Source organism: Martelella lutilitoris, assembly GCF_005924265.1.
Lineage (GTDB): Bacteria > Pseudomonadota > Alphaproteobacteria > Rhizobiales > Rhizobiaceae > Martelella > Martelella lutilitoris.
In genome coordinates this window covers 72858-95056 of the sequence record NZ_VCLB01000007.1, presented here as the reverse complement: position 1 = coordinate 95056, position 22199 = coordinate 72858, and the positions used below count along the sequence as shown (strand labels likewise).

The window sequence follows — 22199 nt, the reverse complement described above, 5'->3', positions numbered from 1 at the left end:
TCACATCCGATATGACATCATACGCACAGACCGAGGAGCACGAAGCGCCTCCGCTCAACCCGCCCAGAATTCTCTTTCTGTCGAAGGTCCTGCCCTACCCGCCGGCCGTTGCCGGCGACGCCGTCTATTCGCGCGGCGTGATCGAAGCGATAGCGGGCGTCGCGCCGTTGACGGTGCTGTGCGCGGAAAGCGGCGCCGCGCGGCGCGCGGTCAAAGGCGTCGACTGGCACGTGGCTGGCCCGCAACGCGAAGGTCGGGCCAAATCGGTCCTCTCGCGCTGGCCGCTGATCGCATGGAAGGGCGCGACGCCTCAATGGCATGCCGAGCTGGACTCCCTGCTGACGAAAGACTGGGACGTCATCATTCTCGACAATATCGGCACGGCGCATGCCCTGCCGAAGCTCGAGGCCTATCGCAGATCCCGCCCCGCCGTGCGCCTCGTCTACCTGTCGCACGAGCAGGAGTATGAAGTCCGGCGTTCGAAATACGGAGCCTACGGTCTCAGCCCTGTTGCACGTTTCGCGGCCGCCCTCGACCTGAACAAGGTCCGCCGCCAGGAAGAGAGATTGCTGAAGCGAAGCGATCTCGTGACCGTGATCAACGAGAATGATGCGTCGGCATTCCGCAAAATAGCGCCGCGGCAAAACTACTTTCTTCTGACGCCGGGATATGACGGGCCGGTGGCGGAAGAGCGCCGCATCGATTCCGCGGTGCCGCGCCGCGTACTTCTCCTCGGCGGTCGCAGGGCGCAGCAGAAACGGCAGATATTGCTGGACTGGATGAAGGTCGGCTATCGCCCGCTCACGGAAGCCGGCGTCGAAATCGTCATCGTCGGCGACATGGACGAAGCGCTCAGCGCGACGCTGAAGGCGGACTATCCCCAGGCCCGCGCGTTGGGTTTCGTCGATGACCTGGGCGCGCTGATCGCATCCGCGCGCGCCGGCATCATTGCCGATACCGTGGGCGGCGGGTTCAAGCTGCGCCTGCTGTCACACATCTTCCAGCGCCTGCCGATCATCGGCCTCGACGAAGCAATCAGCGGGCTGCCGACGGCGCGCGGCGAAGGCTATCTCAGCGCGCCAGACCTCGCGTCCCTGAGCGACCTCATCTGCGAGACGATCGACGACACGGAACGCCTCGACGCGTTGCAACAGACCGCCTTCGAAGATTGCGCCCAGAGGTTTTCCTGGGAACAGCGCGCGCGGGATCTGCTGAAGACTTTGTCCTGAGCCGACCGGACCTTGAAGCTGCGCCAGAGCATCGGGCGATGCTGAGGAACTCCCCGATGCTCTGCAGCGCTGTGCGTAGATTCGGACGCACAAAGGACGCTCTAATCTATTGAATCGGCGCATCGTGCTTTCGGAAAATCGATTCCGATTTTCGGGCTAGCGCGCGTAGCTGGCGGCTGCACGCAAATGTTCCGTTTTCGTCGTGCCGACGAGGGTGACGGCCACATCGCTGCGGGCGACCATTTCGGGAATGCGTTCGGCCGCGAACGCGGCGACGGAAACGCTGCCGGAGATCGCCTTCGGTCCGCCCAAAACCTCGCGCGCCACAATCGCGACGCCCTGTTCCGCTGCGCGCAGCATCGCCGCATCGAAGCTGGCGTCGCCGGGATGGAGCGGCACCTGCAGCACCTCGACGCGCGGATCCGCGAGGGCGGCCATCATGGCGTCCGGATCATCGACCGACGCGCCGATCCACCGGGTCTTGCCGGCATCGCGCGCCTTCTCAAGCGCCTGCATCGCCTCGCCTGCCTTCAGAACCTCGGCAGACGGACTGTGCAGCATGTAGATGTCGAGCCGTTCGCGCCTCAGGCGTCGCAGGCTTTGTTCGAGGCTGGATGTCAGGAACGGGCCGTCCCAGCGCGTGGGCATCGGGTTCGAACGGATGCGCGCGACGCCTTCGCGGGCGCTGCCGGAGCGCCGCGCCACCTTGCGCAGCATCCCCTTGAACGGCACCAGGGCCCGCTTCGTCAGCGACAGGTATTTTCCGCCCTTGGAACAGATCACGCAATCTGTCCGGTCACCGAGAACTTCTCCGAGATAACGCTCGCTGTCGCCCTGGGCATAGATGTTTGACGTGTCGAAGAAACGCACGCCCTCATCGAGCGCGGCACGCAACAAGGCCCGCGCTTCATCGCCCGTGCTGCCGTTCACCGAGCCGAGCCTGCTGCATCCAAGGCCGAGCCGCAGTGCGTCATCAGGAATAATCGTGACCATGTCGTGCTCTCTCCTCTTTCTTGCCTGTCGATGCGATGCGCGCCATGTCCGCTTTACGGCGAAACAAAGGCCGGCTACCGCGATTTGGCGGGATTCCAGACGGCGAATGTCTTGCCGCGCATGGCGCGAAAAACGCCCTGCAATGTCGCGAGCAATGCCAGAATGATCTCCATCAGCGAGGCCACGGGGCCATGCTGGGCCTTCAGCCCCAGAACCACGAACGCGCCAAGGACGACAACGCCGGCAAGGAACAGGTACCAGGAAATCATTGCAGCCAGAACGGCGGCGATCGCCACGCCCAGCAGCAGGAAGAACCCGCCGAACCAGCGAACCATTTTCCGCGATGCATATTTGAACATGTCCAGGCGCCGCATTTTCTTCAGTTGCGGAGAAAGGAACAGATGGGTGTGATACGCACGGGCGGCGATGCGGACCTTCCGGGCATATTCCTCGCTTCGCAGGGCCACCAGGCGTTCGTAGGCGATAACGTCTTCCACCTTGATCAGCCTCTTGCCGCTGAAGACCGCGGCCATGGATACGGTGAGGTCATCCAGAACCGTATCCGGAAAGCTTGGATAAAGCGCCCGGCGCAACGAAAAGATGGAGCCGTCTCCGCCCATCACGTTGCCGGTGCGCGACTCCTCCTTTTTCAGATACTCCTCGAGCCGCCAGTACAGCGATCCGACGTTGGCCGTGGTCGAATCCGTACCGCCGAGATAATGCAGAGATCCACAAATGCCGCCCACGTCCGGATCGGCATACCAGGCCATCAGCCTGTCGATGGCATCTTCCTTCAGCAACACGTTGGCGTCGGTGAAGATCATGATGTCGCCGGTCGCCATCGCAGCGAGCCTTTTCATGCCGTGCGCCTTGCCGTTCCGCCCGCCGCCGCGAACAACCGTCAACAGGTCCTTGCGCGCATCGAGCTGCTCGAAGGTCGAATCGGACGACCCGTCGTCAAAGGCGAGAACCTCCAGATCCGGATGGCGTTCCTTCAGCTTCTCGATGTTGGCGATCTTCTCGCCGATAACCTGCGCTTCGTTATAGGCGCAGAATACCAGGGTCGCAGACAGGTTGTTTCCCTCTTCCCGCAAGATCGCGCGTGAAGGCAGGCGCCGCAGGATGAGCGGATAGATCGCATAAGGATAAACCACGAGGAATATGCATACCAAAAGCAAGATTGAAAGGATGGCAACAATCACTGATGTAAATCCTTATGAAACCTGTCCGAAAAAAAAGAAGATCGATAATCGTATATTTACTCAAATGAACCGCGCGAATCCGACTTCCACCGCTTAAGAGCCGAAGCCAGCATGTCCGGCTTGGCCTGCCCCTGCGCTTCGAGCCAGCCGGGAATGATATCGGTCGAGCGGACGAGTTTCGTCACCCTGTCGGGATGAACGCCGAGCCCCATTGTGGAGAAAGGCTTCAAACCCATCGCTACCATGCTGACAACGAAGCGCGGCAGAAGGAAAGTCCGCGCATCGTGGAACTCCACAGTCTTGAAGGTCTCTACGATTTGTTCAAGCGTGTAGCGCTCCGGGTAGCAGCCGTTGAAGAGAACATAGCGTTCGTTGAGGGAGAGCGCATAGTTGACCGAGGACAAAAGGTCCTCGACGTAATAGCACGCCTTGATCGTGTCTTTCCTGCCCGGATAGACAAAGAAGCCTTTCTTCAGCAGCTTCGCAAGGCGCGTGAAATTGCCGCCCTCCCGATGACCGAAAATGACGGCCGGCCTGACGATCACCAGACGGTGCTGTTCATTCTCCTCGAGCCAGGCCCGATGAATGCCTTCGGACAGCCATTTCGACCAGCCATAGGCCGATTCAGGCGCCGGCGCGGATTCCTCCGTCTTTGCCTCTTCACTGGGTCCGTAGACGGAAATAGAACTCGTGAAGACGATCGTCCGGCAGTTCTTTCGCCGGGCGAATGCCGTTACTTCCGTCGCGCCTCGGATATTGGTCTCGTAATATTCGTGGGTTTCGTGCCCCGGCGTGGTGTGCACGGCGGCAAAATTGTAGATGACATCCGCATCCTGGTCGAATTCAAAGCCGGACAGGTCGCGTACATCGCCGGTGATGTAGGTCACGCCCTCTGTCTTGACCTTGGGTTGCCGGATATCCACGCTATAGATATTGGAGTCTGCCTGCTCTGAAAGGGCCCTTATGAGATGGGAGCCAATGAAGCCAGAACCACCAAATACCAACACGTTTTTCTTATTCATTTCGGCTCTCCGGACGCCTCGTATCAATCACTGTTGAAGATGTCTCTCGTGAAGACCTTGTCACGAACATCGTAGATCTCATCCTTCAGCCGGTTGGCGACGATGACATCGGAGATCGACTTGAATTCATCGATATCCCTCACGACCTTCGAGTTGAAGAAACTGTCGTCGAGCAGGGATGGCTCGTAGACGACAACGTCGATGCCTTTGGCCTTTATCCTTTTCATGATGCCCTGGATCGAGGACTGACGAAAATTGTCGGAACCGGTCTTCATCACGAGCCTGTAGATGCCGACGACATTCGGCTTGCGGGAAAGGATCCGCTCGGCGATGAAGTCCTTGCGGGTGCGGTTCGCGTCGACAATGGCCTTGATAAGGTTCTGAGGCACCTCGGAGTAATTCGCAAGAAGCTGCTTGGTGTCCTTCGGCAGGCAATAGCCCCCGTAGCCGAAGGACGGGTTGTTGTAGTGGCTGCCGATGCGCGGATCGAGCCCGACCCCCTCGATGATCTGTCGCGTATTCATGTCATGGGCCATCGCATAGCTGTCCAGTTCGTTGAAAAACGCGACACGCATGGCAAGGTACGTATTGGCGAACAGCTTTATCGCTTCGGCTTCCGACGGATTGGTGAAAAGGACCGGCACGTCCTTGGTGACCGCCCCCTCCTTAAGCAGATCGGCGAATGTCCGCGCACGGTCCGAATGCTCGCCGACAATGATCCGCGAAGGGTGGAGGTTGTCGTAGAGCGCGCGCCCTTCCCGCAGGAATTCCGGCGAAAAGATGACCTGGTCCGTGGCGAGGTCCGCACGAACCCGATTGACGAAACCCACCGGAACCGTCGATTTGATGACGATCGTCGCCTGACGGTTGACCTCGATGACAGACTTGATGACGCTGATCACCGAAGACGTGTCGAAATGATCATTGCCGGGGTCGTAATTCGTCGGCGTCGCCACGATCACGAAATCGGCATCCCGGTAGGCGGAAACGCCGTCCGTGGTGGCGACGAGATCGAGTTGCCTGTTCTTGAAGAAATCCTCGATGTCATGGTCTATGATCGGGCATCGCCGCTCGTTTACGGCAGCCACCCGCCCCGGATCCAGATCAACGGCCACGACCTGATGCTTCTGGGCAAGCAAAGCGGCATTCGAGAGACCCACATAGCCGATACCGGACACTACGATTTTCATAGTCAAATCTCTTTAGCTCAAAATGTTATATTGCAGCGTAATAGAAAATACGAACCCGATCCGGGACCGGCATCAAAACTCAAGCCTTCCCGGAATGGGAAGGAAAAATCAAAAAACGCGCCGGCTGATGAACGCCTAGCCGGCCCGCGAGCTACCCCAGCCGACAAAGAACGGATTTGCGAAATCGCTGTCGGAATCCTGGTTTGTCTTTCCATAAGGCAGGCTGGCGTTGTCCAGGCCAACCGTGATGCCGCCGGCCGCACGCAGAACCGCGTCGCCAGCGGCTGTATCCCACTCCATCGTCCGGCCGAAACGCGGATAGACATCGGCCAGCCCCTCGGCGACGATACAGAATTTCAGGGAGGACCCCACCGAGGTGAAATCGGAGACCCCGATCTCCTTCATGAAGGCTTCGGTTTCCGGGCTGTTGTGCGAGCGGCTGGCTACGGCGACCAGTTCGCTGCCTTTTTCGCGCACCCTGATCGGCGCCGCCGCCGTGACCGCGTCGTCCGCGATCACGAGCTTTTCAGCCCCGTCCGCGACCGTGCGGTAGGCGACACCCTTGGCAGGCGCATAGACGATGCCGGAAACCGGAACGCCATTCTCGATCAGCGCGATATTGACGGTGAAGTCCTCGCGCTTGTTGATGAACTCCTTCGTCCCGTCGAGCGGATCGACAAGGAAGAATGATTTTCCGGCAATATCGGGCACCCGGCCGGCGGCGACCGATTCCTCGGCAACCACCGGAATATCCGGAAAAGCCCCTTCGAGATGGCCGAGGATAATCTCCTCGGCCTTTTCATCGGCAATCGTCACCGGAGAGGCATCGTCCTTGTAGGAAACATCAATGCCGTTCTCGTAGACATTCATGATCGCCCTGCCGGCCTCGAGCGCGGCGTCCAGAAAGACCTGGTCCATGCCTGCCATTGCCCTCAGTCCTTCCGCTCGAGCTTCGACAGATATTCCTCGATCCGGCCCGCCAGCTCGAACGGCTCGTGGCCGACGGTGTGCAGATGGATCTCGGGGTTTTCCGGCGTCTCATACGGCGAGGTAATGCCCGTGAAGTTATCGATCTCGCCGGCCTGCGCCTTCTTGTAAAGGCCCTTGGGATCGCGCTCGGCGCACACTTCCAGAGGCGTATCGACGAAGATCTCGACAAACTCGTCCTCATCCATCAACTCGCGCGCCAGCCGTCGCTCGGAGCGGAAGGGCGAAATGAAGGAGACCAGCACGATCAGGCCGGCGTCGGCCATCAACCGCGCGACCTCGGCGACGCGGCGGATGTTTTCCACGCGGTCTTCGGCGGTAAAGCCCAAGTCACGGTTGAGACCGTGGCGGATGTTGTCGCCGTCAAGCATGTAGGTGTGCTTGCCCTTGGCGTGCAGGATCTTCTCCAGTGCATTGGCGACCGTCGACTTACCGGAGCCGGAAAGTCCGGTGAACCAGAGGACGGCGGGTTTCTGCGCCTTGAGCTCGGCATGCGCCTGCTTGTTGACCTCGACGGCCTGCCAGTGGACGTTCTGCGCGCGGCGCAACGCGAAGTCGATCATGCCGGCCCCAACGGTCTTGTTGGAGAGCCGGTCGATAATGACGAAATTGCCCGTCGTGCGGTTGTCCTTGTAGGCATCGAAGACGATCGGGGCCTGGGTCGAGATGTTGCAGACGCCCACCTCGTTCATGTGCAGGGCCTTGGCCGCTTCATGCGCGAACGTGTTCACGTTGACGTGGTATTTCAGCGCCGTCACCGTTGCGGGCGTCGAGTCCGCCTCGGTGCGCAGGATGTAGGAGCGCCCCGGAATCATCGCGTCGGCATCGAACCAGATCATCTTGGCCTGGAACTGGTCGGCCACATTCGGGCGCTCTTCCGGCGCAACCAGGATGTTCCCGCGCGAAACCTCGATCTCGTCATCGAGCACCAGCGTGACGGCCTGCCCCGCTTCCGCGCGCTCGAGATCCCCATCCATGGTCGAGATCTGCCGGACCTTCGAGGCCTGACCCGATTTGGCCACGGTGACCGTATCGCCGACCGCGACCTGGCCCGAGGCGATTTCACCGGAGAAACCGCGGAAGTTCAGGTTGGGACGGGTGACGAGCTGGACCGGCATGCGGAACGGCTTCTCGATCAGGTCGGATTCGACCGGAACGGTTTCGAGATGGTCCAGCAATACCGGACCCTGATACCAGGGCATGTTCTGCGACGGCATGGTGACGTTGTCGCCGTAGCGGGCGGACATCGGGATCGGGACAATCGTCTCGAAGCCGAGATCCTTGGCAAATTCCAGATAGTCGGCGACGATCTTGTCATACACCTCCTGCGAATAGTCCATCAGGTCGATCTTGTTGATCGCGACCACGATGTGGCGGATGCCAAGCAGAGAGGCGATGTAGGAGTGACGGCGCGTCTGGCGCAGAATGCCCTGGCGGCTGTCGACCAGCACGATCGCAAGATCCGCGGTCGAAGCGCCGGTGGCCATGTTGCGGGTATATTCTTCGTGGCCGGGCGTGTCCGCGACGATGAACTTGCGCCGGGCTGTGGCGAAGAAGCGATAGGCCACATCGATCGTGATGCCCTGTTCGCGCTCGGATTCAAGCCCGTCGACCAGAAGCGCGAAGTCGATGTCCGCGCCCGTGGTGCCATGCTTGGCGCTGTCGCTCTCGAGCGAGGCGAGCTGGTCTTCGAAAATCAGCTTGGTGTCGTAAAGCAGGCGTCCGATCAGCGTCGACTTGCCGTCGTCAACGGACCCGCACGTCAGGAAGCGCAGAAGCGATTTCTTTTCCTGCTCGGCGAGGTATTCGATCATGTCGCCGGAAAAATCGGTCAACTCGTTCATCAGAAATACCCCTCGCGCTTCTTCTTCTCCATCGACCCGGCTTCATCCTTGTCGATCATGCGTCCCTGGCGCTCGGACGTGCGCGCCGTCAGCATCTCGCGGACGATCCCCTGAAGGTCATCGGCTTCGGATTCAACCGCGCCGGTCAGCGGATAGCATCCGAGCGTGCGGAAGCGCACCATCTTCTCCTCGACCTTCTCGTCCGGTCCGATGGGCATGCGCTCGTCATCGACCATGATCAGCGCGCCGTCTCTTTCGACGACCGGCCGTTTCGCCGCAAAATAGAGCGGCACGATCGGGATATTCTCCTTCATGATGTACTGCCAGATGTCGAGCTCGGTCCAGTTCGACAGCGGGAAGACGCGGATCGATTCGCCCTTGCCGACGCGGGTATTGTAGGTCTTCCACATTTCCGGACGCTGGCTCTTAGGGTCCCAGGCATGCTGGGCATTGCGGAAGGAGAAGATGCGTTCCTTGGCGCGGGATTTCTCCTCGTCGCGCCGGGCACCGCCGAAAGCCGCATCAAAGCCATATTTGTCGAGCGCCTGACGCAGACCGACCGTCTTCCAGATATGGGTATGGGTATTCGAACCATGATCGAACGGATTGATCTTGCCTTCCACGCCCTCCGGATTGACATGCACGAGGAGATCGATCCCGAGATCCTTGGCCATCTTCGCGCGAAAATCATACATCGCCCGGAACTTCCAGGTCGTGTCGACATGAAGGAAAGGAAACGGCGGCTTGGCCGGGTAAAAGGCCTTCATCGCCAGATGCATCATCACCGACGAGTCCTTGCCGATCGAATAAAGCATGACCGGACGAGAGAATGTCGCAGCGACTTCACGGAAAATATGGATGGATTCTGCTTCCAACCGTTGCAGATGCGTAAGGGACATTTCTATTCCTGAAATTGAAATTCAAAACCGTCTTAGGGATAGACCTTTAGAAATATGCAAAAACTCTTAAATCAACAAAATACACTGCAATTATTATAACAATGCGATGCGGGACAAGAACATCCGTATCGAAATTTCATACAAAATAGAGCGGCGTGACGCTGACAGCAAGCCAGACCGCTTTGAAAATCCGCAGAGTAAAAATCGCCTTCAAAAGAATTTGCCGTTCTGCACGGATATTTTCACATAAGCCGGGCAAACGCAAGCCGACAGGTTGTCCGGCTGTCAGGGACGCGCGGGCGAAGGCGACGGGTTCGCCCGCAACCCTCATTTCGCCTGCGGCCCAAACACGCCGGCCATGGCTTTTGCGGAGGAATTTTGATAATCCTGTGCGACGTACAGCGATAATTTATTTCAGTATTCTATTTCAGGTTGCGACGCAGTGGATCATTTCTATCTGATTTCGACGTTCATCGTCGTGCTCGGGGCGATCGTCATGTTCGCTCTCGACAGGTTTTCCATCGATGCCATTTCGCTCACCGTGCTTTCGGCGCTGCTTCTGATCTACGGCATCGTCCCCTACCAAGGCCCCGATGGCGCGACGCTGAGCCTGACGGAATTGCTCTCGGGCTTCTCCTCGCCGGCGCTCGTCACGGTCCTGGCGCTTCTGATTGTGGGCAAGGGACTGTTTGCCACAGACGCGATGGAGGGAATCACGAGCCATGTCGGCAGGCTGTGCGGCCGTCGACCGCGCATGGGCGTGGCGTTGATCCTCGTCGTGGCCGGCTCGATCTCGGCCTTCCTGAACAACACGCCGGTGGTGGTCATCTTCATTCCCGTGCTCACCTCGCTTGCCGCGACATTCCGCCTGCCGGCCTACCAGATCTTCATGCCGCTGTCGTTCATCACGATCCTCGGCGGCATGACCACAATTATCGGTTCCTCGACGAACATGATCGCCGCCGGCATCGCAGCCGAAAGTGGCGTTGAAATCGGACTTTTCGATATCTCCGGCATGGGCGTGATCCTGGCGCTGATCGGATATGTCTATGTCCTTTTCTTTCTGCCGCGGCTTTTGAGCGCGAGACAGACCGAACTGCGTACGAGCAACGAGGGTGACGGTGCCCAATTCATCGGCGAAATCGCGATTACGGCAGGAAGCCGGTTTTCCGGCCTTTTGCCGATTTCGGGCTTTTTTCCTCAACTGAGACCATTCTCCCTGCACTCGATCGTTCGCCGATCCGACGGTGAGGACAAGGTGCTTTTGCCGCCGTTCAGCGAAGAACTGAGGCTCCAGCCGGACGATCTTCTGCAGATATCCGGCAATCGCAAGGCCTTCATGGACCTGATTGCCGGCGGAGAAGCCGTCACCTTTGGTGAACCGGAAGAGGAAACGCATGCCAATGCAGGACGCAGGCAAGGGCCGCATTACCATCTGGCGGAAGCCGTCATCGCGCCGGGATCACGGTTTGAAGGCAGGACGGTTCGGTTTTGCGGCATTCAACCGCGCTTCCATGTCACGATCGTGGGCGTACGGCGCAAGAACCGCATGGGTCGCGGCCCTTTCGGGTTTTTGCGGCTTGAGGCCGGCGACACGCTGCTTCTGGGCGGGGCAGAGGAAGACATCATGTCGATGCGCGGCAATCACGATATCCTGCTGCTCGAACATTCGGCCCAGTCCGTGCCGCCCCGCAGCCGCGCCCTGACATCCTTCATCATTTTCGCGGCCGTCGTCGGGCTGTCAGCCCTCGAGATCTCGCCGATTGCCGTCAACGCCGTGCTTGGCGCACTGGCCATGATCGCGACCGGATGCCTGACCCTGCAACAGGCGGCGCGCGCCTTCGATCGGCAGATATTTCTCCTGATCGGCTCATCGATAGCGATGGCCACGGCCCTGGAAGTGTCCGGAGGCGCGGCATTGATTGCCCAGGGCGCCATCGCGCTCGCCGGCGGCTCCTCCGCCGTGATCGCGATCACCATCCTGTTCATCACGGTCGCGATCATGACGAACATTCTGTCCAACAACGCAGCCGCCGCGCTGTTCATGCCGATCGCCATCAACATGGCCCATCAGATCAACGCTCCGCCGCTGGCCTTTGCCGCAGCGGTGATCTACGCGGCGAATTGTTCGTTCGCGACGCCGATCGGCTATCAGACCAACCTGATGGTCATGGGCCCGGGTCATTACAACTTCTCGGACTTTGTGCGGGGCGGCCTTCCACTTGTCGTCATCATCGCAATCGCTTTCGCGCTTCTGGCGCCGCTCTACTATAACCTCTGAGCAGATGAATCTAATATATTGTGATTTATGATAATTCGGCCATTTCAAGTTTTGTGGTCATTGGCTGAATAGTTGCGGATCAACGGAAACGAATTTAGTCAGCGCCGAAGAGATCGCGCGTAAAGACCTTGTCAGCAACATCGCGGATTTCCTCGGCGAGCCGATTGGCGACGATGACATCCGCCCGTCGCTTGAACACCTCAAGATCATTGACGACCGGCGACCGAAAGAAATCAGTGTCAGCCAGTGTTGGTTCGTGCACGACGACCTCAATGCCCTTTGCCCTTGATACGCTTCATGATGCCCTGCACCGACGATTCGCGAAAATTGTCAGAGCCGGCCTTCATCACAAGCCGGTATATGCCGACCGTGCCCGTTTTTTTTGGCGATGATTCGCTCGGCAAAGGTCAAAGGCGCGACCTATGTGCTGGGCCGGGGCGGCAGGCCATATGAAAGCGGAGACAGCATGTCGGCCATGTTCAAGCGATGGAGCGTCGATGCGGGCCTGCAGCATCTTTCGGCCCACGGCGTGCGCAAGGGCCTCGCCGAACACCTCGCCGAGCTCGGCTGCAGCCAGTAGGAAATGGTGGCAATCCTCGGCCATTCCGAAGCAAAGGCAAGCGAGAGGTCTACACCCGCCGCGTCGAACGCTGGAAACTCGCAGTCAACGCCATGCAAAGAATCAAAATGCCCCACGCATAGTTCTGACGTGGTCCAATTCTGCACCTAACTAACTGATATAGCGATATTTAATTTTGAAAATGGTGCGGTCGAGAAGACTCGAACTTCCACGGGTTGCCCCACAGCGACCTCAACGCTGCGCGTCTACCAATTCCGCCACGACCGCATCGTGGTAGGGCCGGTTTGTGCCGGCGCCGCTGCATGTAGCAAAAGCCTTCTCAGCGCACAAGCGTCTGTGACGGTTTTTTTTCATTTCTGCGGGAGAAACTTTTGAGGGACCGATGGCCGCCGGTTTACCCCCGCGCTTTCGCCTTGCCGCAGGGTGCGAAATCTGCAAGGAGAAGGCCGAAGGACGGAGCCATGGAACGACGCGAAATCGATTTTGTGATGCATGCGGAAGCCGGCGCGCCGCCGGTAAGGTGGCGGGTTTCGGAGGGGCTTGTTCCCTATCCCGAAGCACTTGCCGCCATGGAACGGGAAGTCGCTCTGATCGCGCGCGGCGAAGCGGACGAGCTTGTCTGGCTGGTCGAGCATCCGCCGCTCTATACGGCCGGCACCAGCGCCAACGCCAGCGACCTTCTGATTGCCGACCGCTTTCCCGTCTACGAGACCGGACGCGGGGGAGAATATACCTATCACGGTCCCGGCCAGCGGGTGGCCTATCTTATGCTCGACCTGAAGCGGCGGCGGCGCGACGTCCGCGCTTTCGTCGCGGCGATCGAGGAAACCATCATCAAGACGCTCGATATGATGAATGTGCGCGGCGAGCGACGCGAGGACCGCGTCGGCGTCTGGGTGAAACGACCGGAGCGCCCCCCCCTACCCGATGGTTCGCCCGCGGAAGACAAGATCGCCGCGATCGGAATTAGGCTGCGCCAATGGGTCAGCTTCCACGGCCTGTCGATCAATGTCGAACCCGAACTCGAACATTTCGGCGGAATCGTGCCCTGTGGCATTTCCGGCTACGGCGTCACAAGTCTCGTCGACCTCGGCCTGCCGGTGACGATGGAAGACGTCGACATCTGTCTGAGGAGGGCCTTCGAGGAGGTCTTCGGCGCGACAGCGCCGGACCAGACTTGAGGCTTCAGTGCAGCGTCCGTCCACCGGTGACGGTAAAGCCGAACGGGCCGGGCCGGCGCGGCCGGGTGATCGCATCGGGATAGCGACCCGCATGGCCGACATGGTTGACTTCGATGACGACGTCCTTCAGGTTCAATCCGATCTGACGGCTGGTCGAGTGGACCTTTTCCTCATCCCCGGAAATCAGCCAGAGCGGACGAACCCCCAGATAGCCTGCGATCCTGACGAGCCGTTCCAGCGATGGCTCGGAGCGATCACACTCCCAGTTTCGCACCGTCTCGCGCGTCACCCCCAGGCGACCGGCGAGGTCCGCCAGACTTAATCCGGCGCGCTCGCGGGCGGCGAGCAGCCGTCCCCCCAGCGTATCGTCGCCGTAAAGTTCCTCTTCCATTAATTTCGGCCTTTCCATCCCGTTGGGCGTGCCGGATTGTCCGGTTCTTGCCTCCCTTCATAACCAAACGCGGGCAAAAGTGCCAGTCTGCGCGACAGCGGGGCGCGATGAACAGAGAAATGGCCGATCTCGCAGACTTGTGCTTGCGGATCAACGATCGGCCATGCCAAAGATTGACGGATAACAAAGGCGATATGGAGAGACACCGATGGATGTGCGTGCAGCCGTAGCAGTCGAAGCAGGAAAACCGCTCGAAGTCATGACCGTTCAGCTTGAAGGCCCGAAGGCAGGTGAAGTCCTGATAGAGGTGAAGGCGACGGGCCTTTGCCACACCGATGACTTCACGCTTTCCGGCGCAGATCCGGAAGGCATCTTCCCGGCCATTCTCGGCCATGAAGGCGCCGGCGTCGTCGTCGATGTCGGACCCGGCGTGACATCGGTCAAGAAGGGCGATCATGTCATCCCGCTCTATACGCCGGAATGCCGCGAATGCCCCTCCTGCCTGTCGCGCAAGACCAATCTCTGCACCGCGATTCGCTCGACCCAGGGCCAGGGACTGATGCCGGACGGCACGTCGCGTTTCTCGCTCGATGGCAAGCCGATCCATCACTATATGGGCTGCTCGACGTTTGCGAACTACACGGTCCTTCCGGAGATCGCGGTCGCCAAGATCAATCCCGACGCGCCTTTCGACAAGGTCTGCTACATCGGCTGCGGCGTGACAACGGGCGTCGGCGCGGTCATCAACACGGCCAAGGTGGAAGTGGGCGCGACCGCCGTCGTGTTTGGTCTCGGCGGCATCGGCCTCAATGTTATCCAGGGCCTGCGCCTTGCCGGCGCCGACATGATCATCGGCGTCGACATCAACAATGACAAGAAGGAGTGGGGCGAGCGGTTCGGCATGACCCATTTCGTCAATCCGAAGGAAATCGGCGAGGATGTCGTTCCCTATCTGATCAACCTGACCAAGCGCGGCAATGACACGATCGGCGGCGCCGACTACACCTTCGACTGCACCGGCAACACCACCGTCATGCGCCAGGCGCTCGAATGCTCGCATCGCGGCTGGGGCAAGTCCGTCGTCATCGGCGTTGCCGGCGCCGGCCAGGAAATCTCCACCCGGCCGTTCCAGCTCGTCACAGGACGCTCCTGGATGGGCACGGCCTTCGGCGGCGCGCGCGGGCGCACGGACGTGCCGAAGCTCGTCGACTGGTACATGGACGGCAAGATCGAGATCGACCCGATGATCACGCACCTCTTGAAGCTGGAGGACATCAACAAGGGCTTCGACATGATGCACAAGGGCGAGAGCATCCGCTCGGTCGTCGTCTACTGATGTCATCGCTCACCGTCGATATCGCCCGCATGGACGCGCTCACTGCGGGCGAACTTTATGACGTGCTCAAATTGCGAGTCGATGTCTTCGTGGTGGAGCAGAACTGCCCCTACCCGGAGCTCGACGGCAAGGACGCGGATGCGCTTCACCTGCGGCTTCTTGAGGACGGCAAGCCGGTTGCCTATGGCCGGATTTTTGCGCCCGGAACGGACAAGAAGGCGCGCATCGGCCGTATCGTCGTCGCTCCCTCCCATCGGGGCCAGAAGCTCGGCGAACGCCTGATGAGCGAAGCCATTGCGGCCTGCGAAAGGCTGGCGCCCGACGCGTCGATCGCGATTTCCGCCCAGGCGCATCTCGAGCGCTTTTATGCGGGCTTCGGTTTCGAGACCGTGTCGAAAGAATATCTGGAAGACGGCATCCCGCATATCGACATGGTGCGTGATTCTGCAAGGATCCAAGGGAAAGCCGCTGGATGATCTATGTCGATGCCGATGCCTGCCCGGTAAAGCCCGAGGTCATCAAGGTTGCCGAACGTCACGGGCTGCCGGTCACCTTCGTCGCCAATTCCGGCCTCAGGCCTTCGCGCGATCCGATGATCCGCAACATCGTCGTCTCCGGCGCCTTCGATGCCGCCGATGACTGGATCGCCGAACGCGCCGGCGCCGGCGACATCGTCGTCACCGCCGATGTGCCGCTTGCCGAGCGGTGCGTGGCAGGCGGCGCGCTCGTCACGGGGCCGACCGGCCGGCTGTTCGATCAGGCCAATATCGGCATGGCGCGGGCCATGCGCGACCTTGGCCAGCATCTGCGGGAGACCGGCGAGAGCAAGGGTTACAACGCCGCCTTCTCGCCGAGGGACCGTTCGGCCTTCCTGCAGACCATGGAACGGCTCTGCCGGCAGGCGAAATCCATTCAAGCCAAGCGAGAAGACGAAACAAAGGGAAAACCATGAATATTCTGTCCGAAAACACGGCCTTTGGCGGCATGCAGGCCGTCTTTTCCCATGATTCGGAAGCCTGCAATTGCGAAATGACCTTTGCGGTTTTCGTGCCGCCACAGGCGACCGAACGCCCCTGCCCCGTCCTCTGGTATCTCTCCGGGCTCACCTGCACCCACGCCAATGTGATGGAAAAGGGCGAGTATCGACGCATGGCCGCAGAACTGGGCCTGATCATCGTCTGCCCGGATACGAGCCCGCGCGGCAAGGACGTTCCCGATTCGCTGACCAACTGGCAGCTCGGCCAGGGCGCGGGCTTCTATGTGGACGCCACCGAAAGCCCCTATGCGCTAAACTACCAGATGGAGACCTATATCACCAAGGAACTGCCCGCGCTGATTGCCGGCAGCTTCCGCGCCGACATGGACCGTCAGGGTATTTTCGGCCATTCAATGGGCGGCCACGGCGCCATGACCTTCGCGCTGAAATATCCCGGCCGCTACAAGAGCTGCTCGGCCTTCGCGCCGATCGTCTCGCCCTCGACCTCTCCCTGGGCGCAGGGCGCATTCGAGAAATATCTCGGAACCGACCCGGATGTCTGGCGCAAGCATGATGCCTGCGCGCTGGTCGCCGCCGGCGCCCGCTTTCCCGAATTCCTGATCGACCAGGGCACGGCCGACGGTTTTCTCGAGGAAGGTCTGAAGCCCTGGCTGTTTGAGGCGGCGGTCAAGGACACGGACATCGCGCTGACGCTCAGGATGCACGAGCGCTACGACCACTCCTACTACTTCATCTCCACCTTCATGGACGACCATCTGCGCTGGCATGCGGAGCGGGTGTGAGGGGCTCGGCCGGTATTCGCCATGAAATGTCGTGACCGCGTTTCTTGAGTGCTTCGCAGCAATCAATCTCCTCCCTTGAGGGGGAGATTACGGGGCCAGACCGACGCGTCGCCTACCCCAGCGCCACGAACAAATCATGCGCGGCCTTCATGTCCTCGAACCGCTTGGCGCGGCGGCGGGCGGCTTCCTCGTCATGGCCCCAGAGCTCGATCGTCCAGTCTTCCTCGAGATTGCCAAGCGCCCAGGCCTCATCCAGCGTCAGGCGGCCGCGCGCCAGCGCCAGCGTCACCAGGGCCGAGCCGGTCAGCGTCGTCATCACATGTAAGGCGCCAAGCTCGAACGGCGCCCGGTGATGCGCAAGCGCCCTGCGGAAGGCCTCAAGGCTTTCCGCAGGCTGTTCGGCGAACATGACCCCTTCGACCAGCACGAAGCGCGCGCCATATTCCTCGGCCACCCAGTCAAGCACCGGCCCCCAGCGCTCCGCCTGCCGGGCAACGAGTTCCTCCGGACTTTCCGCGCGATAGAACAGCATGTCATTGCCGGCATAGCTGACGATTTCCTCGAACACCGCGTCGGCGTTGACGGCCACGCCGTCAATGATCGTGTTGGCAAGCCGCGTCATCGGCATCTTCGCCGGGTCGATGACCTTTTCCTGCGCCTGCCATTCGGCGCGCACATGTTCGGCGGCGGCCTCCGTCGGCAGGATCAGCGGCTTTCGCGACGGGGTCTTGACCGGTCGGCCGTCGAGCTTCACCGCAAAGCCATCGCCCTCCGGCGCGACGGTTGCCTCCGCGTAGAATTTCTTCGGCAGTTCGGCGCGCATCAGCTCCTGCGACCGGCGGATGGGATCATTGGTCATCATGCACCCTTCAGAACGAATTTCAGAATGTCATCCGGCGTCTCGGCAATCGCCGCCGCCCCCGCCAGCTTCAGCGCATCCGGCGCGCCATAGCCCCAGGAAACGCCGACAGCGCCGGCGCCGGCGGATTTCGCCATCTGGATGTCGAACACCGTATCGCCGATCACCACCGCCTGTTCCGGTCGCATGCCCGTCTCATCGCAGCATTCCAGCACCATGGCCGGGTGCGGCTTGGAGGGGCAATCATCGGCCGTGCGCGTGGTGATGAACTTGTCGGCATAGCCATGGGTCTTCAGCATATGGTCGAGCCCGCGCCGCGACTTTCCGGTGACAGCGCCGACGAGAATATCGTCCTGCAGGAAGAGATGCGACAGCATGACGGCGATGCCGTCATAGAGCTTCTCCTGCATGGCCGGGTCGCGCCGCACTTCGGCGAACAACGAGCGGTAGTAGCCCATCATGTCGCGGCATTCGTGATCGACCTGATCGCGGCCCAGGAGCCCGGCGATTGCCACGTCGAGCGTCAGGCCCACCGTGCCGCGCGTGGCGTGCTCATCGGGCGCGTCGTGGCCGAAGGCGCGGAAGGTGCGGGCCATGGTCTCCTGGATGATCGCCAGGCTGTCGACCAGCGTTCCGTCACAATCAAAAAGCACCAGCTTCATGGGAGCACTCCCGGCTCAGACAAGTTTCAAGATCTCTTCCGGATGCCAGACGATCGCACCCGCTCCGGCATCCTGCAGATCGGCGATCTCGCCGTAACCCCAGGCGACGCCGATCGCATGGGCGCCGGCCTTCGCCGCCATTTCCATGTCGAAGACGGCATCGCCGATGATCACGGCGTCGGCCGGATTGAAGCCCGCTTCCGCGCAGCATTCAAGCACCATGGCAGGATGCGGCTTGGAGGGACAGTCATCTGCGGTGCGCGAAACGGTAAATCGCGGCGCCAGTCCGTGCAGATCCAGAACATGGGTCAGGCCCCGGCGCGAATTTCCGGTGACCGCACCGATGGCGACGTCGCCGCGCGCGGCAAGGCCGTCGATCAACTCGGCAATGCCCGGAAATAGCCGCTCCATCATATTGGGATCGGAATGGACTTCGGCAAAGAGCGACTTGAACTTTACCCGGACCGCCAGAACCTCGTCGTCGATCCGGTGCCTGCCGAGCAGCCGGGCGATGGCGTAGTCGAGCGAGAGGCCGATGGTCGTCTTGGTCTCGGCAAGGGTCGGTTCGGGGTATCCGAAGGCGACAAAGGCGCGACGCATGGTCTCATGGATGCGCACGGCGCTGTCGACCAGCGTGCCGTCGCAGTCAAACAAAACGAGCTTCATGTCAGTCCCTGTCTCAATCCTTGTCGAGATCTTCGCGGTCGGCATCAAAGCCGAGAAGGTTCCAGCTCTGCACCATATGTGGCGGCAGGGGCGCCGTGACCTTCAGCCTGCCGCCGTCGGGATGGGGCACATCGATATGGCGGGCATGCAGATGCAGCCGCTTCTGGATGCCGCCGGGAAATTCCCAGTTCGGATCGTCGTCGAAATATTTCGGATCACCGATGATCGGGTGGCCGATATGAAGCGCATGGACGCGTAGCTGGTGGGTCCGCCCGGTATAGGGCTCCATTTCCAGCCAGGAAAGCGTGTGGGCCGCCGTATCGATGACACGGTAGTAGGAAACCGCGTGATCGGAATCGGGCTCGCCATGCTTGACGATGCGCATGCGGTCGCCGTCCGGCGTCTGCTCCTTGGCAAGCCAGGTCGAGACCTTGTCTTCGCGCTTGCGCGGCACGCCCTTGACCAGCGACCAGTAGGTTTTCTTTGTGGTGCGTTGACGGAAGGCCTCGGTCAGCGACTGCGCGGCGCGGCGCGAGCGGGCGACGACCAGAACGCCGGAGGTGTCGCGGTCAAGGCGATGGACGAGGCGCGGCTTCTCGCCCTTCTTGTTGGTCCAGGCCTCGAGCATCTTGTCGATATGACGGACCACGCCCGAGCCGCCCTGCACCGCCAGACCGGCCGGCTTGTTCAGCACGAAAACGCGCTCGTCCTCATGCAACAGCATGCGCGACAGAAGCTCGCCGTCGGGCGAGTGCTTGAGATCCCTGCCCGGTATCGGGCCTGACGTCTTCGGGTCGACATTCATCGGCGGGATGCGAACCATCTGGCCGGGCTCGACGCGCGTGTCGCTCTTTACCCGTCCGCCGTCGACGCGAATCTGGCCTGAGCGCAGCAGCTTCTGCAAAGCGCCGAAGCCGAGCCCCGGATAATGCAGCTTGAACCAGCGATCGAGGCGCATGCCCGCCTCGTCCTGATCCACCTTGATATGTTCAATACCCGCCATCGTGCGAAAACCCTTCATTGAAGCGTGGCTTCTATCGCATGACGCGCCGGAATGAAATGGGTTTAGAACACCATCCGGCCGATCGCGAGGCCTGCGAATACGGCGGCCAGGCCCAGCGCGACGCTGGCGCCGACATAAACGATCGCTGGCACGTAATCGCCGCGCTCGATCATGTTCATCGCATCAAGAGAGAAAGACGAGAATGTGGTGAAGCCGCCGAGAAAGCCAGTCACCATGAACATGCGCATTTCTGCAGACTGGTTCAAAAGGCGGGCCACGGCTTCGACCAGAAGTCCGATCAAAAGCGAGCCGAGAACATTGACGATAAATGTCCCCCAGGGAAAACCATGGCCGATAACGCGAATGGCGAAGACGCCGACAAGGTAGCGGCATGCTGCGCCAAGCCCGCCGCCGACGGCGGCGATCAGGGCATGAGAGACGATCTGAGGCATTGCGTTTCCTTCCAGTCCGACCGCAGCAATTCCCGCATTAAGCCGATTGCGGGCGCGGCGCATATACGCCTCCCATGCGCTCTGCCTGAATAATGTAAACGCCAGCCAGATTGCTTCAATATCCTAGCTTGGCTTTGCTTCAATTCACAAGCCTCGACGCGCGCTTCGCGGGACTTGCGCCAATTTCGGTGCACCGGCAGGCCGTGCCCTCTTGCAAAACCCGCCACAACTTGGATAATCCCTTTCAAAATTCGCGTTGGGAGAACCCGTTTGCAGAAGCGGTGCCGAAGGAGCAACTGCCCCGGAAACTCTCAGGCCAAAGGACCAGCGCGTGTTTCTGAACTCTGGAGACAAGGCCCGGCGCAAGCCGGGACCGGCCGAAGGGATAATAATCTCAGGCAAACGGGACAGAGGGGGCTCATTCGTATCGGGCATGTCGCACACGCCCGCCCCTTTGAGCCGGCGTTTATCAACGCAATCCGGAGGCACGTCTTGGTCTCGCAAGAACCGCTAGAAAAAACCCCGCTTCACGCGCTTCATCTGGAGCTCGGCGCCCGCATGGTGCCCTTCGCAGGCTATGACATGCCTGTGCAATATCCGATGGGCGTGATGAAGGAACACCTGCATACCCGTGAAAAGGCAGGCCTTTTCGATGTCTCGCACATGGGCCAGGTCTGGCTGAAACCGCGATCCGGCAATCTCGCCGATGCCGCGATCGCGCTGGAAAAACTGGCGCCGGTCGACATTCTCGGCCTCAAGCCCGGCCGGCAGCGCTATGCCTTCTTCACCAATGACAAGGGCGGCATTATGGACGACCTGATGGTGGCCAACCGCGGCGATCATCTTCTGGTCATCGTCAACGCCGCCTGCAAGGATGCAGACCTTGCCCATATGAAGGCTTATCTCTCCGACCTTTGCGAGGTTGAGACGCATTTCGAGGACAAGGCGCTGCTGGCGCTGCAGGGTCCCAAGGCCGAAGACGTGCTGGCGCCGCTCTGCGAGGCCGTGACCGAAATGAAGTTCATGGATGTGCGCGCCTGCGAAGTTCTCGGCGTCACCTGCGTGATTTCACGCTCTGGCTATACCGGCGAGGACGGTTTTGAAATCTCGGTACCGGCCGAAAAAGCCGACGAATTGGCCCGCGCGCTGCTGGCGCATGAGGATTGCGAGCCGATCGGCCTCGGCGCGCGTGATTCGCTCAGGCTGGAAGCCGGGCTCTGCCTCTACGGTAATGACATCGACACGACGACGACACCGGTGGAAGCCGCGCTCGTCTGGGGCATGCAGAAGGCCCGCAGGCCCGGCGGCGGCCGCGAAGGCGGCTTCCCCGGCGCAGATATCATCTTCGGGCAGCTTGCCGACGGCGCGAAGCGCCTGCGCGTCGGGCTGAAGGCGGAGGGCCGCGCGCCGATCCGCCCGCCGGCGAAACTCTTTGCCGATGACAAGGGCGAAACCGAAATCGGGAATGTCACCTCCGGCGGTTTCGGCCCCTCCGTCGGCGTGCCCGTTGCCATGGGCTATGTGGCGGCAGACCACGCCGAGACCGGCACGACCATCTATGCGGAAGTGCGCGGCAAGTACCTGCCCGCCACCATCACCGATACCCCCTTTATCAAACCCACCTACAAGCGCTGAGCGGGATT

The 22199-nt window shown here is 60.7% G+C and carries 22 protein-coding genes, 1 tRNA gene and 1 riboswitch; of the genes, 8 read left to right on the top strand and 15 right to left on the bottom strand.

Translation table 11 applies throughout. The annotated features are described in order from the left end of the window. Positions 1–11 precede the first annotated feature (11 nt). The gene (locus FF124_RS20805) at positions 12–1229 is read left to right on the top strand and encodes a glycosyltransferase family protein (protein WP_246072426.1); all 1218 of its coding nucleotides are present in this window, start codon (positions 12–14) and stop codon (positions 1227–1229) included. Between the two features lie 156 nt (positions 1230–1385). Here the strand turns inward: FF124_RS20805 and FF124_RS13405 are convergent, their stop codons facing one another. From FF124_RS13405 to cysD, 7 genes are all read right to left on the bottom strand, one after another. Next, positions 1386–2222, bottom strand: coding sequence for an aldo/keto reductase (locus FF124_RS13405; RefSeq protein WP_138749001.1), 837 nt, complete (start codon positions 2220–2222; stop codon positions 1386–1388). Positions 2223–2296: 74 nt separating this feature from the next. Beyond that, positions 2297–3376, bottom strand: a complete 1080-nt coding sequence (locus tag FF124_RS13400; RefSeq protein WP_210237471.1) for a glycosyltransferase — start codon at positions 3374–3376, stop codon at positions 2297–2299. Positions 3377–3480: 104 nt separating this feature from the next. Next, positions 3481–4446, bottom strand: coding sequence for an NAD-dependent epimerase/dehydratase family protein (locus FF124_RS13395; RefSeq protein ID WP_138748999.1), 966 nt, complete (start codon positions 4444–4446; stop codon positions 3481–3483). Between the two features lie 23 nt (positions 4447–4469). Next, the gene (locus FF124_RS13390) at positions 4470–5636 is read right to left on the bottom strand and encodes a nucleotide sugar dehydrogenase (RefSeq protein WP_138748998.1); all 1167 of its coding nucleotides are present in this window, start codon (positions 5634–5636) and stop codon (positions 4470–4472) included. A 135-nt stretch (positions 5637–5771) separates the two neighbouring features. After that, positions 5772–6563 carry a 3'(2'),5'-bisphosphate nucleotidase CysQ gene (gene cysQ / locus FF124_RS13385; protein WP_138748997.1) on the bottom strand — a complete coding sequence of 264 codons (792 nt, stop codon included), beginning with the start codon at positions 6561–6563 and terminating at the stop codon, positions 5772–5774. Between the two features lie 5 nt (positions 6564–6568). After that, positions 6569–8467 carry a bifunctional sulfate adenylyltransferase/adenylyl-sulfate kinase NodQ gene (gene nodQ, locus FF124_RS13380; RefSeq protein WP_138748996.1) on the bottom strand — a complete coding sequence of 633 codons (1899 nt, stop codon included), beginning with the start codon at positions 8465–8467 and terminating at the stop codon, positions 6569–6571. Continuing rightward, positions 8467–9372, bottom strand: coding sequence for a sulfate adenylyltransferase subunit CysD (cysD, locus tag FF124_RS13375; RefSeq protein ID WP_138748995.1), 906 nt, complete (start codon positions 9370–9372; stop codon positions 8467–8469). The genes nodQ and cysD overlap by 1 nt, the downstream gene beginning before the upstream one ends. Before the next feature lie 436 nt (positions 9373–9808). Between cysD and FF124_RS13370 the strand changes: the two genes are divergently transcribed. After that, on the top strand, positions 9809–11647 hold the full coding sequence (locus tag FF124_RS13370) for an SLC13 family permease (RefSeq protein ID WP_187326934.1): 1839 nt from the start codon (positions 9809–9811) through the stop codon (positions 11645–11647). Between the two features lie 94 nt (positions 11648–11741). On the opposite strand, the gene FF124_RS20705 is transcribed toward FF124_RS13370, so the two are convergent. After that, the gene (locus FF124_RS20705) at positions 11742–11909 is read right to left on the bottom strand and encodes a hypothetical protein (protein ID WP_210237470.1); all 168 of its coding nucleotides are present in this window, start codon (positions 11907–11909) and stop codon (positions 11742–11744) included. A gap of 500 nt (positions 11910–12409) precedes the next feature. Beyond that, a tRNA-Leu gene (locus FF124_RS13355) sits at positions 12410–12494 on the bottom strand. A 194-nt stretch (positions 12495–12688) separates the two neighbouring features. On the opposite strand from FF124_RS13355, the gene lipB reads away from it, so the two are divergent. Further along, a complete protein-coding gene (gene lipB, locus FF124_RS13350) occupies positions 12689–13408 on the top strand; it encodes a lipoyl(octanoyl) transferase LipB (protein ID WP_138748994.1) in 720 nt (239 codons plus the stop codon). Positions 13409–13412: 4 nt separating this feature from the next. Here lipB and FF124_RS13345 read toward each other — a convergent pair whose 3' ends face one another. After that, on the bottom strand, positions 13413–13799 hold the full coding sequence (locus FF124_RS13345) for a helix-turn-helix domain-containing protein (RefSeq protein WP_246072424.1): 387 nt from the start codon (positions 13797–13799) through the stop codon (positions 13413–13415). A 208-nt stretch (positions 13800–14007) separates the two neighbouring features. Here FF124_RS13345 and FF124_RS13340 point away from each other — a divergent pair, with 208 nt between their 5' ends. Genes FF124_RS13340 through fghA form a run of 4 tightly spaced genes read left to right on the top strand, consistent with a single transcriptional unit; the run spans position 14008 to position 16914 of the window. Beyond that, positions 14008–15135: an S-(hydroxymethyl)glutathione dehydrogenase/class III alcohol dehydrogenase gene (locus FF124_RS13340; RefSeq protein ID WP_138748992.1), complete on the top strand. Its 1128-nt coding sequence runs from the start codon at positions 14008–14010 to the stop codon at positions 15133–15135. Next, positions 15135–15611, top strand: a complete 477-nt coding sequence (locus FF124_RS13335) for a GNAT family N-acetyltransferase (protein ID WP_138748991.1) — start codon at positions 15135–15137, stop codon at positions 15609–15611. Before FF124_RS13340 ends, FF124_RS13335 begins: the two co-directional genes overlap by 1 nt. Continuing rightward, positions 15608–16087, top strand: a complete 480-nt coding sequence (locus tag FF124_RS13330; RefSeq protein ID WP_138748990.1) for a YaiI/YqxD family protein — start codon at positions 15608–15610, stop codon at positions 16085–16087. The genes FF124_RS13335 and FF124_RS13330 overlap by 4 nt, the downstream gene beginning before the upstream one ends. Then, complete coding sequence (fghA, locus tag FF124_RS13325; protein ID WP_138748989.1) at positions 16084–16914, top strand: S-formylglutathione hydrolase; 831 nt, start codon at positions 16084–16086, stop codon at positions 16912–16914. Before FF124_RS13330 ends, fghA begins: the two co-directional genes overlap by 4 nt. Positions 16915–17026: 112 nt before the next feature. On the opposite strand, the gene FF124_RS13320 is transcribed toward fghA, so the two are convergent. From FF124_RS13320 to crcB, 5 genes are all read right to left on the bottom strand, one after another. After that, the gene (locus tag FF124_RS13320) at positions 17027–17773 is read right to left on the bottom strand and encodes an ATP12 family chaperone protein (RefSeq protein ID WP_138748988.1); all 747 of its coding nucleotides are present in this window, start codon (positions 17771–17773) and stop codon (positions 17027–17029) included. Further along, positions 17773–18435 carry an HAD-IA family hydrolase gene (locus tag FF124_RS13315; RefSeq protein WP_138748987.1) on the bottom strand — a complete coding sequence of 221 codons (663 nt, stop codon included), beginning with the start codon at positions 18433–18435 and terminating at the stop codon, positions 17773–17775. The genes FF124_RS13320 and FF124_RS13315 overlap by 1 nt, the downstream gene beginning before the upstream one ends. 15 nt (positions 18436–18450) lie before the next feature. Beyond that, the gene (locus FF124_RS13310) at positions 18451–19101 is read right to left on the bottom strand and encodes an HAD-IA family hydrolase (protein ID WP_138748986.1); all 651 of its coding nucleotides are present in this window, start codon (positions 19099–19101) and stop codon (positions 18451–18453) included. A 13-nt stretch (positions 19102–19114) separates the two neighbouring features. Beyond that, on the bottom strand, positions 19115–20104 hold the full coding sequence (locus FF124_RS13305; protein ID WP_138749213.1) for an RluA family pseudouridine synthase: 990 nt from the start codon (positions 20102–20104) through the stop codon (positions 19115–19117). A 62-nt stretch (positions 20105–20166) separates the two neighbouring features. Further along, complete coding sequence (crcB, locus tag FF124_RS13300; protein ID WP_138748985.1) at positions 20167–20556, bottom strand: fluoride efflux transporter CrcB; 390 nt, start codon at positions 20554–20556, stop codon at positions 20167–20169. 247 nt (positions 20557–20803) lie between these two features. Further along, a riboswitch (glycine riboswitch) is annotated at positions 20804–20893 on the top strand. 155 nt (positions 20894–21048) lie between these two features. On the opposite strand from crcB, the gene gcvT reads away from it, so the two are divergent. Further along, entirely contained in the window at positions 21049–22191 is a 1143-nt protein-coding gene (gene gcvT, locus FF124_RS13295) for a glycine cleavage system aminomethyltransferase GcvT (RefSeq protein ID WP_138748984.1), read from the top strand. Positions 22192–22199: the final 8 nt, after the last annotated feature.

What these genes read in the sequence shown, in the direction of transcription:
- fghA (WP_138748989.1), top strand. Translation starts at nt 16,084, where the DNA reads ATGAATATTCTGTCCGAAAACACGGCCTTTGGCGGCATGCAGGCCGTC.
- FF124_RS13390 (WP_138748998.1), bottom strand. Translation starts at nt 5,636, where the DNA reads ATGAAAATCGTAGTGTCCGGTATCGGCTATGTGGGTCTCTCGAATGCC.
- FF124_RS13335 (WP_138748991.1), top strand. Translation starts at nt 15,135, where the DNA reads ATGTCATCGCTCACCGTCGATATCGCCCGCATGGACGCGCTCACTGCG.
- FF124_RS13330 (WP_138748990.1), top strand. Translation starts at nt 15,608, where the DNA reads ATGATCTATGTCGATGCCGATGCCTGCCCGGTAAAGCCCGAGGTCATC.
- FF124_RS13345 (WP_246072424.1), bottom strand. Translation starts at nt 13,799, where the DNA reads ATGGAAGAGGAACTTTACGGCGACGATACGCTGGGGGGACGGCTGCTC.
- FF124_RS20805 (WP_246072426.1), top strand. Translation starts at nt 12, where the DNA reads ATGACATCATACGCACAGACCGAGGAGCACGAAGCGCCTCCGCTCAAC.
- FF124_RS13395 (WP_138748999.1), bottom strand. Translation starts at nt 4,446, where the DNA reads ATGAATAAGAAAAACGTGTTGGTATTTGGTGGTTCTGGCTTCATTGGC.
- FF124_RS13405 (WP_138749001.1), bottom strand. Translation starts at nt 2,222, where the DNA reads ATGGTCACGATTATTCCTGATGACGCACTGCGGCTCGGCCTTGGATGC.
- nodQ (WP_138748996.1), bottom strand. Translation starts at nt 8,467, where the DNA reads ATGAACGAGTTGACCGATTTTTCCGGCGACATGATCGAATACCTCGCC.
- FF124_RS13340 (WP_138748992.1), top strand. Translation starts at nt 14,008, where the DNA reads ATGGATGTGCGTGCAGCCGTAGCAGTCGAAGCAGGAAAACCGCTCGAA.
- cysQ (WP_138748997.1), bottom strand. Translation starts at nt 6,563, where the DNA reads ATGGCAGGCATGGACCAGGTCTTTCTGGACGCCGCGCTCGAGGCCGGC.
- FF124_RS13310 (WP_138748986.1), bottom strand. Translation starts at nt 19,101, where the DNA reads ATGAAGCTCGTTTTGTTTGACTGCGACGGCACGCTGGTCGACAGCGCC.
- FF124_RS13305 (WP_138749213.1), bottom strand. Translation starts at nt 20,104, where the DNA reads ATGGCGGGTATTGAACATATCAAGGTGGATCAGGACGAGGCGGGCATG.
- FF124_RS13315 (WP_138748987.1), bottom strand. Translation starts at nt 18,435, where the DNA reads ATGAAGCTGGTGCTTTTTGATTGTGACGGAACGCTGGTCGACAGCCTG.
- crcB (WP_138748985.1), bottom strand. Translation starts at nt 20,556, where the DNA reads ATGCCTCAGATCGTCTCTCATGCCCTGATCGCCGCCGTCGGCGGCGGG.
- lipB (WP_138748994.1), top strand. Translation starts at nt 12,689, where the DNA reads ATGGAACGACGCGAAATCGATTTTGTGATGCATGCGGAAGCCGGCGCG.
- FF124_RS13320 (WP_138748988.1), bottom strand. Translation starts at nt 17,773, where the DNA reads ATGACCAATGATCCCATCCGCCGGTCGCAGGAGCTGATGCGCGCCGAA.